This window comes from Croceivirga sp. ABH4_376 (assembly GCF_056160685.1).
In genome coordinates this window covers 184,186-200,535 of record NZ_JBSWXQ010000005.1, presented here as the reverse complement: position 1 = coordinate 200,535, position 16,350 = coordinate 184,186, and the positions used below count along the sequence as shown (strand labels likewise).

17 protein-coding genes are annotated in these 16,350 nt (G+C 37.5%); 9 read left to right on the top strand and 8 right to left on the bottom strand.

What is annotated here, in order from left to right; all coding sequences use genetic code 11:
• Positions 1 to 25: 25 nt before the first annotated feature.
• Complete coding sequence (locus ACXAGS_RS12635; RefSeq protein WP_474907186.1) at positions 26 to 1,453, bottom strand: amidohydrolase; 1,428 nt, start codon at positions 1,451 to 1,453, stop codon at positions 26 to 28.
• A 99-nt stretch (positions 1,454 to 1,552) separates the two neighbouring features.
• Between ACXAGS_RS12635 and ACXAGS_RS12630 the strand changes: the two genes are divergently transcribed.
• A complete protein-coding gene (locus ACXAGS_RS12630) occupies positions 1,553 to 2,842 on the top strand; it encodes an NAD(P)/FAD-dependent oxidoreductase (protein ID WP_474907231.1) in 1,290 nt (429 codons plus the stop codon).
• 2 nt (positions 2,843 to 2,844) lie between these two features.
• Here the strand turns inward: ACXAGS_RS12630 and xerD are convergent, their stop codons facing one another.
• Positions 2,845 to 3,747: a site-specific tyrosine recombinase XerD gene (gene xerD, locus ACXAGS_RS12625; protein WP_474907184.1), complete on the bottom strand. Its 903-nt coding sequence runs from the start codon at positions 3,745 to 3,747 to the stop codon at positions 2,845 to 2,847.
• A 251-nt stretch (positions 3,748 to 3,998) separates the two neighbouring features.
• Here xerD and ACXAGS_RS12620 point away from each other — a divergent pair, with 251 nt between their 5' ends.
• From ACXAGS_RS12620 to ACXAGS_RS12610, 3 genes are all read left to right on the top strand, one after another.
• Positions 3,999 to 4,520 (top strand): hypothetical protein, encoded by a 522-nt coding sequence (locus ACXAGS_RS12620; protein ID WP_474907183.1) that lies wholly within the window; start codon positions 3,999 to 4,001, stop codon positions 4,518 to 4,520.
• Positions 4,521 to 4,606: 86 nt separating this feature from the next.
• Positions 4,607 to 5,122, top strand: coding sequence for a porin family protein (locus ACXAGS_RS12615; protein ID WP_474907181.1), 516 nt, complete (start codon positions 4,607 to 4,609; stop codon positions 5,120 to 5,122).
• A gap of 75 nt (positions 5,123 to 5,197) precedes the next feature.
• A complete protein-coding gene (locus ACXAGS_RS12610) occupies positions 5,198 to 5,665 on the top strand; it encodes a hypothetical protein (RefSeq protein WP_474907180.1) in 468 nt (155 codons plus the stop codon).
• A gap of 72 nt (positions 5,666 to 5,737) precedes the next feature.
• Here ACXAGS_RS12610 and ACXAGS_RS12605 read toward each other — a convergent pair whose 3' ends face one another.
• Complete coding sequence (locus ACXAGS_RS12605; protein WP_474907178.1) at positions 5,738 to 6,073, bottom strand: TM2 domain-containing protein; 336 nt, start codon at positions 6,071 to 6,073, stop codon at positions 5,738 to 5,740.
• A 24-nt stretch (positions 6,074 to 6,097) separates the two neighbouring features.
• Here ACXAGS_RS12605 and ACXAGS_RS12600 point away from each other — a divergent pair, with 24 nt between their 5' ends.
• A complete protein-coding gene (locus ACXAGS_RS12600) occupies positions 6,098 to 6,985 on the top strand; it encodes a hypothetical protein (protein ID WP_474907176.1) in 888 nt (295 codons plus the stop codon).
• Complete coding sequence (gene aroQ, locus ACXAGS_RS12595) at positions 6,982 to 7,398, top strand: type II 3-dehydroquinate dehydratase (RefSeq protein ID WP_474907174.1); 417 nt, start codon at positions 6,982 to 6,984, stop codon at positions 7,396 to 7,398. The genes ACXAGS_RS12600 and aroQ overlap by 4 nt, the downstream gene beginning before the upstream one ends.
• Here aroQ and ACXAGS_RS12590 read toward each other — a convergent pair.
• The 5 genes from ACXAGS_RS12590 to ACXAGS_RS12570 all read right to left on the bottom strand — a co-directional run bounded on the left by ACXAGS_RS12590 (position 7,390) and on the right by ACXAGS_RS12570 (position 10,949).
• Entirely contained in the window at positions 7,390 to 7,671 is a 282-nt protein-coding gene (locus ACXAGS_RS12590; protein ID WP_474907172.1) for a DUF3817 domain-containing protein, read from the bottom strand. The two genes, aroQ and ACXAGS_RS12590, sit on opposite strands and share 9 nt — an antisense overlap.
• A gap of 71 nt (positions 7,672 to 7,742) precedes the next feature.
• Positions 7,743 to 9,134, bottom strand: coding sequence for a dihydrolipoyl dehydrogenase (gene lpdA, locus ACXAGS_RS12585; RefSeq protein ID WP_474907170.1), 1,392 nt, complete (start codon positions 9,132 to 9,134; stop codon positions 7,743 to 7,745).
• 226 nt (positions 9,135 to 9,360) lie between these two features.
• Positions 9,361 to 9,762, bottom strand: a complete 402-nt coding sequence (gene msrB, locus ACXAGS_RS12580) for a peptide-methionine (R)-S-oxide reductase MsrB (RefSeq protein ID WP_474907169.1) — start codon at positions 9,760 to 9,762, stop codon at positions 9,361 to 9,363.
• A gap of 12 nt (positions 9,763 to 9,774) precedes the next feature.
• A complete protein-coding gene (gene msrB / locus ACXAGS_RS12575) occupies positions 9,775 to 10,263 on the bottom strand; it encodes a peptide-methionine (R)-S-oxide reductase MsrB (RefSeq protein ID WP_474907168.1) in 489 nt (162 codons plus the stop codon).
• Positions 10,264 to 10,379: 116 nt separating this feature from the next.
• The gene (locus ACXAGS_RS12570) at positions 10,380 to 10,949 is read right to left on the bottom strand and encodes a collagen-like triple helix repeat-containing protein (protein ID WP_474907167.1); all 570 of its coding nucleotides are present in this window, start codon (positions 10,947 to 10,949) and stop codon (positions 10,380 to 10,382) included.
• Positions 10,950 to 11,102: 153 nt separating this feature from the next.
• Here ACXAGS_RS12570 and glgB point away from each other — a divergent pair, with 153 nt between their 5' ends.
• The 3 genes from glgB to ACXAGS_RS12555 all read left to right on the top strand — a co-directional run bounded on the left by glgB (position 11,103) and on the right by ACXAGS_RS12555 (position 16,345).
• Positions 11,103 to 12,998 (top strand): 1,4-alpha-glucan branching protein GlgB, encoded by a 1,896-nt coding sequence (gene glgB, locus ACXAGS_RS12565; protein WP_474907165.1) that lies wholly within the window; start codon positions 11,103 to 11,105, stop codon positions 12,996 to 12,998.
• A 100-nt stretch (positions 12,999 to 13,098) separates the two neighbouring features.
• On the top strand, positions 13,099 to 15,498 hold the full coding sequence (locus tag ACXAGS_RS12560; protein ID WP_474907164.1) for a glycoside hydrolase family 31 protein: 2,400 nt from the start codon (positions 13,099 to 13,101) through the stop codon (positions 15,496 to 15,498).
• A gap of 37 nt (positions 15,499 to 15,535) precedes the next feature.
• Complete coding sequence (locus ACXAGS_RS12555) at positions 15,536 to 16,345, top strand: M48 family metallopeptidase (RefSeq protein WP_474907162.1); 810 nt, start codon at positions 15,536 to 15,538, stop codon at positions 16,343 to 16,345.
• Positions 16,346 to 16,350 lie beyond the last annotated feature (5 nt).

Sequence of the window (16,350 nt, the reverse complement as noted above, 5' to 3'; positions counted from 1 at the left end):
CTAAATTTTAAAATTGTTACAACTATTAATCCCTATAATTTAGAGCGGGTGCTCTATCTCCTAGTAAAGGTTTGTAAACAAAGTTGTTACCTCTTTTTTCTTTAAATTCTTTTTTGGATTTTTCTATTATATCGGTATTACTAAATAGGTCTATGGCTGTTGCGGTAAGCGTTTTTGCTGCCACCATCATACTTTTTGTACCAATAGATGTGCCACCTGCGGCAACGGCTTGCCAACTATGCGCGGGTGTTCCCGGAACCCAAGTTGCGGTACTAAAACCTACAGTTGGCACAACAAAACTTACATCTCCAACATCTGTAGAACCAAAGGCGCGGGCTTCTTCTTTATAAGGTTGTACTATTGTTGCGGTTTGCTCTGCTAGTTGTTCATTACCTAGCGATTTAGCTATTTTTTTGGCAAATGCCCTTTCCTCATTTGTGTACATTATACCGCCAATAGTAGAAAGGTTGTCATGAACTAGTTTTTGTAAGGTAAGATTGGGTAATAATTCATGTGTGCCACCTATCATTTCATACTCCATGGTGGTCCCAGTACCCATTGCGGCACCTTCAGCGGCTTTTACCATACGGTCAAAAATATTTATTACAACATCTCTGTTACCATGTCTGGCATAGTAGTAAACCTCTGCATAATCTGGAACTACATTGGGTGCTTTGCCACCATCTGTAATTACATAGTGTATTCTAGCGTCTTGTGGTATATGTTCTCGCATCATATTAACCATCATATTCATTGCTTCCACACCGTCTAATGCAGAACGGCCTCTTTCTGGAGCGCCAGCAGCGTGGGCGGAAACACCATGAAATCTAAACTTTGCAGATTTGTTTGCTAAAGCTGCACCTGCACTAGCTGCATTTTGAGCCCCAGGATGCCAATGTAGGGCTACATCTACATCGTTAAAAATTCCAGAGCGTACCATATATACTTTTCCGCTACCACCTTCTTCTGCAGGGCAACCGTAAAACCTAACCCTACCTTTTGTATTGGTTTCTTGCAACCAATTTTTTACGGCAATAGCAGCCGCAGTAGAGGCCGTGCCAAACAAGTGATGGCCACATGCATGACCTGCCTTGCCACCTGCCGGTACTTTTTCTGAAACCGCTTGCTGGGATAATCCTGGCAGGGCATCATATTCTCCTAAAATAGCAATAACAGGCCCTTCAGTTCCATATTCTGCCATAAAGGCCGTGGGTATTTCAGCTATTCCAGCCGTAATTTCAAAACCTTCGTTTTTTAAGGTTTCTTGTAGTAAAGCAGCACTTTTTTCTTCTTGATATCCCATTTCTGCCCAATCCCAAATTTGCAAGGCAATTTTGCTGTATTCAGAACTTTTAGCATCTAGATTATTTAAGGTGCTTTTTTTTGCTTTTTGTGCAATAATAGATACAGGAATCCATAAAAATGCAATTAGTAATACGTGGTAGTTTTTCATAAAGATATTTCTTTGGTTCTAGCTTTAAATATAGGCTAAAATCTACTATTCTATGGTAGGTTAATAGGCTTATTGTTTACCTTTGAGGCAATGAGTTCAATGAATATTCCACAGTCTAGCAATCCCCGCGTAGTTATTATTGGCGGTGGTTTTGCAGGTATTGCGCTTGCCAAAAAACTGAGTAAGCAAGAATTTCAGGTAGTGTTATTAGACCGCCACAATTACCATACGTTTCAACCTTTGTTATACCAAGTCTCTACGGGTGGTTTAGAACCTGATTCTATTGCCTATCCCATACGAAAGGTTTTGCAGGGTTATCCTAATTTTTACTTTAGGTTGGCCGAGGTTTTAAAGGTGAATACGGACGTAAATCTTGTAGATACCAACATAGGTTCGCTCAAGTTTGATAAGCTTGTAGTGGCCACTGGTACAGAAACTAATTACTTTGGTAATACCGAGTTGGAACAGAATAGTATGGCCATGAAAACCATACCGCAATCCCTAAATTTAAGAAGTCTTATACTAGAGAACTTTGAACAAGCTTTATTAACGGACGATTTACACGAGCGTGAAGCGTTAATGAATTTTGTAATAGTAGGAGGTGGCCCTACGGGAGTAGAGCTTGCAGGAGCTTTGGCTGAAATTAAAAAGGGAATTCTACCAAAAGATTATCCAGATTTGGATACCAGGAGAGCCCAAATAAACATAGTACAAGGTGGGGATCGTTTGTTGCCCGCTATGAGTGAAAAAGCTTCTGAAAAAGCAGAAGCCTTTTTGGAAGAACTTGGGGTAAACGTTTGGAAAAAATTAAGGGTTAGTGGTTATGATGGCAAAATGGCCACCACCAATACCGATATATCATTTAGGACAGAAACCTTGGTTTGGGCCGCAGGGGTTAAAGCAGTTTCCTTGAATGGCTTGGACGGTGAAGCTTTTGTTAGCCGCTCTAAACGTTTGTTGGTAAATGAATACCACCAAGTTAAAGGTTTTGATCACATCTATGCCATTGGAGATGTGGCCCAAATGGAGTCCGAAGCGTTTCCGCATGGGCATCCTATGATGGCACAACCAGCCATGCAACAAGGCGAAAATTTAGGCAATAATTTAGTAGCGGAGTCTAAAGGAAATAAATTAAAACCTTTTAGTTATAGGGATAAGGGTAGTATGGCTACAATTGGTAGGAACAAGGCTGTTGCAGATTTACCTAAATTTAAGTTTCAAGGAGTGTTTGCTTGGTTTGTTTGGATGTTTGTACACCTTTATTTTTTAATTGGTTTTAGAAATAGGGTAGTAGTATTTATTAATTGGGTGTATAATTACATAAAATTTGATAGAGAAGCGCGTTTGATTATACGTCCATTTAAAAACCATTTTAAAACAAAAGAATAGTTTTAGTCTGTACTTCTAGGGTGAAATTTTTCTAGCACTTTGGCTAAATGGGTCCTATCTACATGCATGTAAACTTCTGTTGTGGTAATGCTCTCATGGCCAAGCATTTGTTGTATGGCACGTAAATCTGCTCCATTTTCTAATAGGTGGGTGGCAAAAGAATGCCTAAAGGTGTGTGGGCTAATGGTTTTATTTAGTCCTATCTTTTCAGCCAGTTGCTTTACAATGGTAAAAACCATGGCCCTGGTTAATTGCTTGCCCCTTCGGTTTAAAAATAATATGTCCGTGGCCTCTGGAGCAATAGCTTGGTGCACCCGTATTTGCTCCAGATAAATTAGAATATATTTTTTGTTGATGTCTGCAATGGGCACCAATCGTTGTTTATTGCCTTTTCCGGTAACTTGTATAAAATCTTCATTAAAATATAAATCTGATAATTTTAAATTAATCAACTCAGATACCCGTAAACCGCAGCCATAAAGCGTCTCAAGTATAGCTCGGTTGCGTTCACCTTGCGGGTGCGATAAATCAATCGCGGCAATTAGGTTGTTTATTTCATCTAAGGACAAGGTATCTGGTAATTTTCTACCAATTTTAGGCGACTCTATTAAATCTGTAGGGTTGTCTTCCCTAAGGTCTTCAAAAACCAAATAGTTAAAAAAACTTTTTATGCCGGAAATAATACGTGCCTGTGAACGCTCGTTAACCAATTTGGCAATTTCATAAATAAATTGTTTAAGGGTTTCCGTATCTACGGTTAAGGGTAGTTCCGTTAGTTTCTTTTCTTCCAGAAATCGAACTAGTTTTTCTACATCCATTACGTAGTTGGCAATGGAATTATCCGCAAGTCCTCTTTCTAATTTTAAATAGGTTTTATAAGCTACCAGTGCTTGGTTCCAATTCATTTTTCAAAGATATACACTAAATTGTACTGTTAATTTGTAAAAGATAAACTACCTCTTTTAAGTACAAACTACGCGTGTTTTACGAGTAAAGTTTCATGTCCTTTAATTAAAGCAAAATAAATATACAATGGTTATACTCTTTAAAACTAAACCTTACGTATTTAATTCTATACCACATAAAATGAAAAACTGGCAACTTTTATTAGGTAATAGTTTGTAAAGCAGGCAATTTGTGATAAAATTAATCAACCATGAAAAAACGACTAGTATTATTCTTCATTCTTTTAACTACAATTATTGCTGCACATGCACAAAAGGTAGACCGTTCATTTTTTAAAGCAGGTTTACAGGTTTCCATGCCCCTTGGTGATGCAGGTGATATATCTAATTTTGGTTTAGGGATAGACTTACAGCAACATTATGGTGTAGATAAGATTCTGGATTTAGGGTTTGCTACTGGTTTTATAAACTATTTTGGCAAAACAGAGTCCATTTCTGAAGGATTTGTAGAAGTTGAAGCAGATTTTCCAAACATTCAGTATTTACCCGTTGCGGGCCTTGTAAGATTATATGCTTCTAAAGGTTTTAATTTTGGTGCCGATGTTGGTTATGCTTTTGGGTTAGATGAAATTACGGAAGGTGGTTTTTATTATAGACCTACGGTAAGTATTGGAATGTCCGATACTTCTGCATTGGAATTTTCTTATACCGGTATTTCTGATGAGGCCGTAGATTGGTCTTCTGTAAATCTAAGTTTGGTTTTTCTATTTTAAGGACTAACTGTAATAAATAAGAGTTGTAAGAGTTATTTTATTAATATTGTAACGTTTTAATATATAATCAAACAACTTAATTTATTATGAAAAACTTATTATTTTCTTTAGTAGCAATACTAGGTATTACCATTGGCGCTAATGCACAAGACACTTCTTTTGGTGTAACTGCAGGTTTATTTAATGCAGATGCAACTGTAAAATTTGAAGGTGAAAAACAAGATGTAGATGGCAGTACAGGTTTCTACATTGGGGTAGTTGGTGATTTCTCTATCACTGAAAAATTTGGAATTAGACCAGAACTACTTTACGCCAATATAGATGAGAGTTCTGCTATTTTTATTCCAGTTATGGCTAAGATTTTTGTTGCCGATGGATTGCATTTTCAAGCGGGTCCTCAATTCGGTTTTTCTTTAGAAGATTTACCAGAAGATGCTAGTGCATTTGATTTAGGATTAGGTGCAGGTTTAGGTTATGATTTCCCTTTTGGACTCTTTTTAGAAGGGAGATACACTTTCCAAGTTAACAATTCTTACTCGGGTGATTTAGACCTTACAGCTAAGGGTAAATACTTAACCTTTGGTGTTGGTTATAAGTTTTAAGAATTTTTAATTCTTAAGATTTATTTAATGTTGAATTATATACATTTGAAGCTTCAACAACAAACACTACATATTATGAAAAGACTTTTAATTTCATTGGCCTTAGTTTTTGGTTTGGCTTTAACTGCTCAAGCGCAAAACTATAAAGGAGCCATTGGTTTAGGATTAGATCTAGGAGAAGGTTTTACCTTTGTTGGACCAAGTGGTAAGTACTTTTTTGATGAAAACAATGCAGGACAATTTGATCTTGGTTTTGAGGATCAGGTAACTGCTTTAACCTTCTTGTATTCTTATCACGGTCAGTTTTCTGGCGCAGATGGTTTACAGTGGTTTGCAGGAGCAGGACCAAGCATTTGGTTAATTAAAGATTTTGATACACAATTTTCTTTAAGACCACATGTAGGTTTGGATTTTAAGATCCCTAATGTGCCTTTAGCTTTTTCTGGAAGTTGGAGACCTATCTTAGGATTGAGTGATGGTTTTGACGGAAACCGTTTTGAAGCTGGAGCATTTGCTTTAGGCTTTAGATACGCTTTCGACTAATAAATTACTTAATCAACAACTAAAAAGCAGTGCCTTGGCACTGCTTTTTTTATTCTTAATTTTTTTCAAAATCTAATTAGGAAAGGTGTCATTAAGGATATTCACCAAATCTATTACCCACCATACCCCTAAACCTCCTAGGGTTAGGATAAATAAGATATTGTATCCTGTTGGTTTACCAGCGTACCATCTATGTGCGGCAAAGAAACCTAAGAAAAACCACAGGCCAAGTGCTACCCATTTGTTGTAAGAAGCAGCAGCTACAGGAGTTTCTAAATCAGCTACGGCAACTTCAATTAATTCGTTACTTTCGTTATTAGTTTGATGCCTTTTAACAGGAAAGGATGCAGAAACACTTGTTAGCATAAAAATCATGCATAAAAATGTAAAGAGGAATTTTAATTTCATAATACTAGTTTTTTAATTAAATAAATGTACAGATTGCATAAAAACCTTTTAACGCTATTCATTTTATTGTGCACTGTAAGCCATTTACAGGCGCAAAAGCATGAATTTTTAGGAGTTTTAACCCTAAAAGATACCGTACACGTTGCCTATCGTTTACTATTAGAGCTTAAGGGAGAAAAGGTGTCAGGGTTTTCGGTGACCGATTTAGGCGGGGCGCACGAAACCAAATCTTATGTTACTGGAAATTATTATCCAGAAAACAACACTTTAAAATTTCAAGAATTTGGTATAGAATACACCAAATCTGATGTAGAAACGTATGACTTTTGTTTTGTACATTTTTCTGGTAAAGTAAGTAGTTTAGAAAAAGAAGATATAATCCAAGGACAATTTGTAGGTAGGTATGAAGATGGTTTTGCTTGTATAGACGGGGAATTAAATGTAAAATCTATAGATAAGATTTATAAAAAAGCTAAACGAATAGATAAAAAAATACAAAAGGCTAAAGTTGTGCCAGATAGTATTAAGGCGATAACGAGCATGACAAAAACAATAGATGAAAGACGTTTAAACATGCTCAAGGCAAATGAGAAAACCTCCATTTTTACCAAAAGTAATCAAATAACACTTAGGGTTGTAGACGTAGGCAAAGAAGATGGCGACCAAATTTCTATTTATCTTGATGATGCCGTACTGCTGAAAAATAAAGAAGTAACTAATAAAAGTTATACTTTATCCGTGAATTTGGAAAAACCAATTACTACTCTTAAGATTGTGGCTCAAAATGAGGGAACAATTGCGCCCAATACGGCCAAATTAGAAGTGGAAATAGATAATAGGGTTATAGAATTAATGAGCAATCTAAAAGAAGGTGAGCAAACCAGTTTAAGCTTTCATAAAATACAAGAATGAAACTAATTATAATTAATGGTCCCAATTTAAATCTCTTGGGCAAAAGAGAGCCAGAGGTTTACGGTAGCAAAACGTTCGAGGATTATTTTTCTGAACTTCAGTTTAAATTTAAAAACACTCAATTAGAATATTACCAAAGTAACATTGAGGGCGAATTAATTGATAAAATTCAAGAGGTTGGTTTTGAGTACGATGGTATTATTTTAAATGCTGCCGCATACACCCATACTTCTGTTGGTATAGGAGATGCAATTAGAGCGGTAACTACTCCTGTGGTAGAGGTACATATTTCCAATACATTTTCTAGAGAAGAATTTAGGCACCAATCCTATATTTCTCCAGTGGCCAAAGGGGTAATCTTAGGCTTTGGGCTCAACAGTTATGATTTAGCTATCAATAGCTTTCTATTGTAAGTCTTTTAGATATTTCTGGTCTACATAAAAAGTGCCAAATGGTAATAAGGAGGCAATAAAGAATATAATAAACCTTTTTATGCTCCATTTGTATTGGTAACAAACCATACCGGCTAAAACTACAAAGAGAATAAAAAGTACACCATGTGCCATGCCCACGTGTTTGTTTGGCTCTCCTATATTTGCCCAGTATTTTAAGGGCATGGTAAATGCAAACAACAACAAGTAGGATATTCCTTCTAAAATAGCAGTTAGTCTAAAGACTTTAATCATAGTATTAATATTAAAAACCGCCAAGTAGTTAATGTACTTGGCGGTTTTGTTTTTCTATTACTTATATGTGTTTATAAGTGAATTACTTCGTCATAAGCAGCAGCTACGGCTTCCATAACCGCTTCACTCATAGTAGGGTGTGGGTGTACCGCTTTCAATACCTCATGACCGGTAGTTTCTAGTTTTCTAGCTACAACGGCTTCGGCAATCATATCGGTTACACCGGCGCCAATCATATGGCATCCCAACCATTCCCCATATTTTGCGTCAAAAATTACCTTTACAAAACCTTCAGCGTTACCTCCAGCTTTTGCTTTTCCGCTAGCAGAGAATGGAAATTTCCCCACTTTTATATCGTAACCTTTTTCCTTGGCTTGCTTTTCCGTAAGACCAACAGATGCAATTTCTGGCATACAATAGGTACAACCTGGTATATTGCCGTAATCCAATGCTTCTACATGCATCCCGGCAATTTTCTCTACACATAAAATACCTTCTGCAGAAGCTACGTGAGCCAATGCTGGTCCTGGGGTAACATCACCTATGGCATAATAACCCGGGATGTTGGTTTGGTAATAATCGTTCACCAATATTTTATCTCTATCCGTAGCAATGCCTACATCTTCTAACCCTATATTTTCAATATTGGTTTTAATACCAACGGCAGAAAGTACAATATCCGCTTCTAGAACTTCTTCTCCTTTAGCTGTTTTTACCGTAGCTTTTACGCCGTCACCACTGGTATCAACTTTAGTTACCTCGGCATTGGTTTTTATTTTAATTCCTGACTTTTTAAAGCTGCGCTCTAATTGTTTGGACACATCTTCGTCTTCTACCGGAACAACATTTGGCATGTATTCTACAACGGTTACTTCGGTGCCTAAAGAATTGTAAACATAGGCAAATTCCATTCCTATGGCGCCACTACCTACAACAATCATTTTTTTAGGTTGTTTTTTTAAGGTCATGGCTTCTCTATAGCCAATAACTTTTTTACCATCTTGTGGTAAGCTTGGCAATTCTCTACTTCTTGCTCCCGTTGCAATTATAATATGGTCAGCGCTATAAGTTGCCGCATCGCCGTTTTCTCCTTTTACAATTACCTTTTTACCAGCCTGCACCATGCCGTAACCGTTCAAAACTTCAATTTTGTTCTTCTTCATTAAGAATTGAACTCCCTTGCTCATTCCGTCGGCAACGTTTCTACTACGGTCTATAACTTTATCAAAATCATGTTCTACTTTTTTGGCACTTAGACCATAATCTTCTGCATGCTTTAAATATTCAAAAACCTGAGCAGATTTTATCAATGCTTTTGTAGGTATACACCCCCAGTTTAAACAAACACCTCCTAGGTTTTCTTTTTCTACAATGGCGGTTTTTAAACCAAGTTGAGAAGCACGGATTGCAGTTACGTAACCTCCAGGTCCGCTTCCTAAAACTATAACATCGAATTTGCTCATTGATTTACTTATTTAAGTTGTCTTTAAAAATCGATTGCAAAGATAATGAACTATCACAAGATTTTGGGTATTGTTAGGTCAAGGTTAATGGCAATTAATAAACCTTACCTTTTCTTGTTGTTTATTGTTAACATTTATTGTGGTAACAATAGCGTTTTAGCTCCTATTTGTACAATAAAAAAGCTCGCTTAAGGCGAGCTTTTTAGATTCTTATGCTAATTGAGGATTACTCTTCTTTCTTAAAATCTAAACTTAAACTATTGATGCAGTAACGCTGGCCTGTTGTTTCTCTAGGCCCGTCGTTAAAGACATGTCCTAAATGCCCACCACAATTTGCACACAATGTTTCGGTTCTAATCATCCCGTGAGAGGTGTCTCTTATGTACTCTATGGCTCCTTCTACTGCTTGATCAAAAGAGGGCCATCCACAGCCACTTTGGAACTTATTGTTACTTTCAAATAGTTTTGCCCCACATGCCTTGCAGTGGTAATCGCCATCTTCAAAGTGTAAATTATAAGTGCCGGTAAACGGGCGTTCCGTACCTTTTTGGCGCAATACATAGTAAGAATCTGAATCTAATTCTTTTTGCCAATCTGCCTCTGATTTATCTATAGGATATTTTTTCATTCTAAAACTTTTTTAAGAAGATGGAACAAAATCTAAGGCCGCACCATTAATGCAATGTCTTTCACCGGTAGGTTCTGGTCCGTCTTTGAAAACATGTCCTAAATGGCCCCCACAGGTGGCACAATGTTCTTCGGTACGGGCGTACCCAATTTTATAATCGGTATCAAAACCTACATTGCCCTCAATTTCTTGATAAAAACTAGGCCACCCTGTACCAGATTTGTATTTGTGTTCGCTCTTGAATAAAGGTGTTTGGCAAGCGGCACATACATAGGTTCCTTTTTCTTTGTTTTCTAATAATTCACTGGTAAAAGCATTTTCCGTACCCGCTCTTCTTAAAATATAATATTCCATATCCGTGAGCTCCTTGCGCCATTCCGCATCTGTTTTGGAAACTTTATACTCTTTTACTTCTTTTTTTTCTTCAGAATCTTTTTTTTGCGAAATACCGTTGCACGCGGTAAGAATTCCAAATACGATTACAGCTAATTTTTTTCCCATCTTTTTCTTTTTCAATATGTCGTTTAAACGGGTTTATCCTTTCAATTAAAAAGAAAACCACACTTTAGTTACGTAAAAATAACAAGTGTGGTTTTAAAATATATGTTTGTTAAAGGCTAATTTACACTAACCTTTTCTATGGAGTTTACGTCTTGGTTAAGCCCGTTCATTACACTATTAAAGTCGGCCGGGTTAAAATCTTCGCTATTGGCATACTCAGCAGGTACAACTGCTATTCTAAATACTTGATTTTGGGTGTCTCCCGCCTGTAATGTACCTAAATCAAAATCTGACTCTAAGAATAGACTTACATCTAAAAAAGTATGATCGTAGTTATACTGCAGTAAACCTTGGTCAAGAATCCTGGTTTGTGGCATTGGTCTCCAAACCGAAATATTTCCATCTGGGTCTTCAATTTCTTCCCAAAGTAGATAAACAAGAACAACATCAGATTCTAAAACCTCAATGCCATCATCTGCAAATGAGTAGAATAACGAGTAATCGTTTTCTGGGGTAAAAGACCCCTGAATTTCTACTACTTGTCCTAATATGTTTACGCCGTTGGCACCGTCTGAACCATTTAATCCGTCAAAACCATCCCTACCAGGAGGTCCTTCGGGGCCTTGGCAGCCAAATGCCAGTAATGCTATTGCAAAAATTCCTAAAAGTGATTTCAATTTTGTCATTGTGTATTGATTTAATGATTTGTAATTTGTTGTTTGCTTGTTTAGGTAGAAAAACAAATATCGTTCCAAAAATTTTACCTAAGCTTTGCAATCTAAGTTTTACTATCTTGTGTAAAGTTGTATAATATTGTACAAATCTTTAATCTCATCTTTATGGCAAATGTTTTACCGCATAGTTTTTTCACTGAATTTGATATCAATCTTTTTAAGGCGGGAAAGCATTTTAGGCTTTATAACAAACTAGGTTCACATATAACCACCGTGGAGGGTGTAGTTGGTGTTTATTTTGCGGTTTGGGCGCCTTCTGCCAAAGCGGTTTCTGTTGTAGGTAACTTTAACAATTGGGATGCTGGTACTCACCAACTAATGGTGCGTTGGGATAGTAGTGGTATTTGGGAAGGTTTTATACCCCATATTTCGCAAGGGGAAATTTATAAATACAAAATAGAGTCTCATGGAGGGACTATTACCGAAAAGGCGGACCCTTTTGCCCGTTTTTGTGAACATCCGCCAAGAACAGCATCTGTGGTATGGCAGGCAGATTATACCTGGAAAGACCAAGAATGGATGCATACCAGGGCTAACCATAATGCATTAGATAGACCGTATTCTGTATACGAGGTACATTTAGGTTCTTGGAAGCGAAACGCGGACAACTCATTCTTATCTTACAAGCAACTTGCAACAGATTTGGTAGCTTACGTTAAAAAGATGGGGTTTACCCATGTGGAATTTATGCCTATCATGGAATATCCTTATGATCCTTCTTGGGGATATCAATTAACAGGTTATTTTGCCCCTACTTCACGTTTTGGTAAACCAGAAGAGTTTAAGGAATTGGTAGATGCCTTGCATGCGGCAGGTATTGGAGTAATATTGGATTGGGTGCCTTCTCATTTTCCTGAAGATGCACATGGTCTAGGTTATTTTGATGGGTCACATTTATATGAACACCCAGATAGGCGAAAAGGCTATCATCCAGATTGGAAAAGTTTAATTTTTAATTACGGCCGTAACGAGGTTAGGGCATTTTTAATTAGTAATGCCGCTTTTTGGCTAGATCAATACCATGTGGATGGCTTACGGGTAGATGCCGTTGCCTCCATGCTTTATTTAGATTATTCTAGGGAAGAAGGAGAATGGGAACCAAACATGTATGGTAATAACGAGCATTTGGAAGCCATGTCTTTTATTAGGGAAATGAATGCTGAGGTCTACGCCAGTTTTGAAGGTATACAAACCATAGCAGAAGAATCTACCGCTTTTACCGGTGTATCTAAACCTGTACATTTAGGGGGCTTAGGTTTTGGTATGAAGTGGATGATGGGGTGGATGCACGATACCTTAGAGTATTTTAAAAAAGAACCCATTTACAGAAGGCATCACCAAAACGATTTAACCTTTAGCATGACTTATGCCTTTACCGAAAATTTTATGCTGCCTTTTTCTCATGACGAGGTGGTATACGGTAAACAATCTTTGATTTACAGGATGCCCGGAGATGAATGGCAACGATTTGCCAATTTAAGGTTGCTTTTTGGGTACATGTTTACCCATCCTGGTGCTAATTTAATTTTTATGGGGGCAGAGTTTGGCCAAACAGCCGAATGGAATTTTCAACAAAGTTTAGATTGGCATTTAACCCAATACCATTTTCATAGTGGCATCCAAAAACTAATTCAGGATCTAAATAAATTATATAAAAAAGAACCTGCATTATATCAAAAGCAATTTAGCCCGGAAGGTTTTGAATGGATAGAATGGAATGATGCGGAAAACTCTGTACTTTCCTATATACGCAAGGGAAATACTAAAGAAGAACAAGTTATAATTATAGGCAACTTTACTCCAGTGCCTAGGGAAAAATATAAATTAGGCGTGCCAAACAATACCAAACTAAAATTACTGTTTAATAGCGATGATAAAGCATATGGGGGCAGCGGAATAGGAAAGAAAACCGCCAAACCCAGTGTGCAAGGTTGGCACGGTAGGCCCAATAGCGTAGAATTAAACCTTCCACCGCTAGGTATTTTGGTCTATAAGCAGTAATCGTGTTAACTATAACGTTTTAGTTGTAAATGAGTTATAAAGTTGCTTTCCGGTGTCATGGGAAAACACTTTTTTTGTTAGTATATAAAATCATTAGCCTATGATTACCAATACAGAAGTTGAAAAAAGGGGCAATCAGTATCCCAACAATATAATAGATTTTAAGCACGATAATGAAAAGGTCTATTTTACCACTCAGAATGGTGTGTTACTTGAAATAACCATTCTTAGGGATAGTATGGTGCGTTTTAGATATGCAACAGAATTTGCCTTTGAACCAGATTTCTCTTACGCAATAAGCTCAGAAGTAAACACGGGTTATAATGAGTTAGAAGTAGAAGAAAAAGATACCTCTTTTAGTATTGCTACGTCAAAGGTGGTTATACGTGTAGCTAAGAAGAATCTTAAAATTACCATATCAGATTTAGAAGGGAATATCATAAATCAAGACGATAACGGATTCCATTGGGAGGAAAATTTTGATTACGGTGGTAATGTGGTTAAAATGACCAAGATTACCCAGTCCGGAGAAAGTTTTTATGGAGGTGGAGACAAAGCCTCCCATACCAATCTAAAAGGAAAACGAATTTCTAATTGGGTTACGGATTCTTATGCCTACGGCAAAGACCAAGAGCCATTATATAAGTCTATACCATTTTATATTGGTCTACATAACGAAAAGGCCTACGGAATTTTCTTTGATAATTCTTTTGGTACATACTTTGATTTTGCGCATGAGCGTAGAAACTTAACCAGTTTTTGGGCAGACGGTGGAGAAATGAACTATTATTTCTTTTACGGTCCTAAAATTTCGCAAGTAGTAGAAGCTTACACAGACCTTACCGGGGTTCCAGAGCTGCCTCCAATGTGGGCTCTGGGTTTTCATCAATCAAAATGGAGTTATTACCCAGAAAGCAAGGTTAAAGAGGTGGCAAAAACATTTAGGGATTTAAAAATTCCTTGTGATGCTATCTATCTAGACATTGATTATATGGATGGTTTTAGGTGTTTTACCTGGGATAATCAAAAATTTCCAGACCCTAAACGAATGATAGATGAATTGGAGGAAGATGGTTTTAAAACCATAACCATGATAGATCCGGGTCTAAAAATAGACCGGGAATACGACATTTACCAGCAAGCAATGGAAAATGATTTTTTCTGTAAGCGTGCAGACGGACCGCATTTTAAAGGCAAGGTATGGCCGGGAGAATGTAAGTTTCCAGATTTTACCAATCCAAAAGTACGGGAATGGTGGGCAACACTTTATAAAGAAATGATTGCCGACATGGGAGTACATGGTGTTTGGAATGATATGAACGAACCTGCCATTATGGAAGTGCCCACCAAAACGGCCAATTTAGATGTTCGCCATGATTATGACGGGCATCCATGTAGCCATAGAAAAGCACACAATGTGTATGGCATGCAAATGGTTAGGGCAACATATAATGGTGTTAAAAAATATACTTTCCCAAAGCGTCCATTTGTATTAACTAGGGCAGCATATTCGGGAACACAGCGGTACTGTGCTACGTGGACAGGAGATAACGTGGCTACTTGGGAACATTTGTGGATTGCAAATGTACAGATGCAGCGTATGTGTATGAGTGGTTATTCCTTTGTAGGTTCGGATATTGGTGGTTTTGCGGAACAACCTAATGGCGAATTGTTTGCCAGGTGGATTCAATTAGGGGTTTTTCACCCATTTTGTAGGGTACACAGCAGTGGCGATCATGGAGACCAAGAACCATGGTCTTTTGGTGAAGAAGTAACCAATATTGTGCGCAAATTTATAGAGCTACGTTATGAGCTATTACCTTACTTATATACCGCCTTTTACAAGTATATTGAAAATGGTGTGCCAATGTTGCAATCTTTGGTGTATTATGATCAAGCAGATACCCAGACCCATTTTAGAACAGACGAGTTTTTATTTGGTGAACAAATTCTGGTATGCCCGGTACAAGAACCAAATTCACAAGGCAGGAGAATGTACGTGCCAAAAGGGAAATGGTATAATTATTGGACAGATGAGTTGGTAGAAGGGGGCGTTGAAAAATGGGTTTCAGCTCCGTTAGACCGTATTCCGCTTTTTATCAAAGAAGGCGCAATGATACCTAAGTATCCGGTACAACAGTATGTGGGCGAGAAAAAGCTAACAGAACTTAAAATTGACGTTTATTTTAAAGAAGGAAAAGAAGATTCTGTTATTTACGAAGACCAATTAGAAGGTTTTGATTATAAGAAGGGTAGGTATAGTCTAAGAAACTTCAGGTTAACCGGGAAGCCTAATGAGCTTATCATACAGCAATTTAAAGATGGTTCATTTACAACCACCTATGAGAATTTTAAAATTCAGTTTCATGGTTTACCCTTTAAAATAAAAGAAATTGAAGTAGACAATGAAGTGGTAAGTTTTGAGTCCTTAAAGTATAATGGCAATAATGCTATTGAAGTAAGTAAGGATATGACGGCAATTCACTTGATTGGCGAATAAAAAATTGTAAATTACCATTAAACACAAATATACCATTATGAAGAAGATAGGTCTAACCCTATTGGTATTTATAGGCGTAATTGCCTGTAAGACCAATCCTTTTACGGGTAAGAAAATGTTGAACTTTTATGGAAATCAACAAATTTTCCCCATGGCTTTTGCCCAGTACGATCAGTTTTTAGAAGAAAACAAGGTAATTACCGGAACTGCAGAAGCAAAAATGATTACTACGGTAGGGCAACGTATTGCCACCGCCGCAGAACGTTGGTTAAATGCCAATGGCTACCCCGGCTATCTTAAGGATTATAAATGGGAGTATAACCTAGTTAATGATGAAACGGTAAACGCTTGGTGCATGCCAGGGGGTAAAATAGTTTTTTACACGGGTATTTTACCTATTTGCCAAGGCGAAACAGGGGTTGCCGTAGTTATGGGGCACGAAGTTGCACATGCTCTGGCCGATCATGGGGCCCAACGTATGAGCGCAGGTACATTGCAACAAATTGGCGCGGTAGCTGGTAATGTTGCCATCCAAGACCCCCAAAAACGAAATATGTTCAATCAGGCATATGGCATTGGTTCACAATTGGGAGTAATGTTGCCATTTAGTAGAAGCCATGAAACCGAGGCAGACCGTATAGGGTTGCAAATAATGGCAATAGCAGGTTACAATCCTGATGAGGCAGCAGAACTTTGGAAGCGTATGAAAGCTAAGAGTGGAGGGCAAGCCCCACCAGAATTCATGAGCACGCACCCTTCTAACGACACCCGTATTGCCAATTTAACACAATGGGCACCTGCGGCAAAACAAGAGGCTGCTAAATTTGGTGTTACATCCTTTAAGTAAAAAAA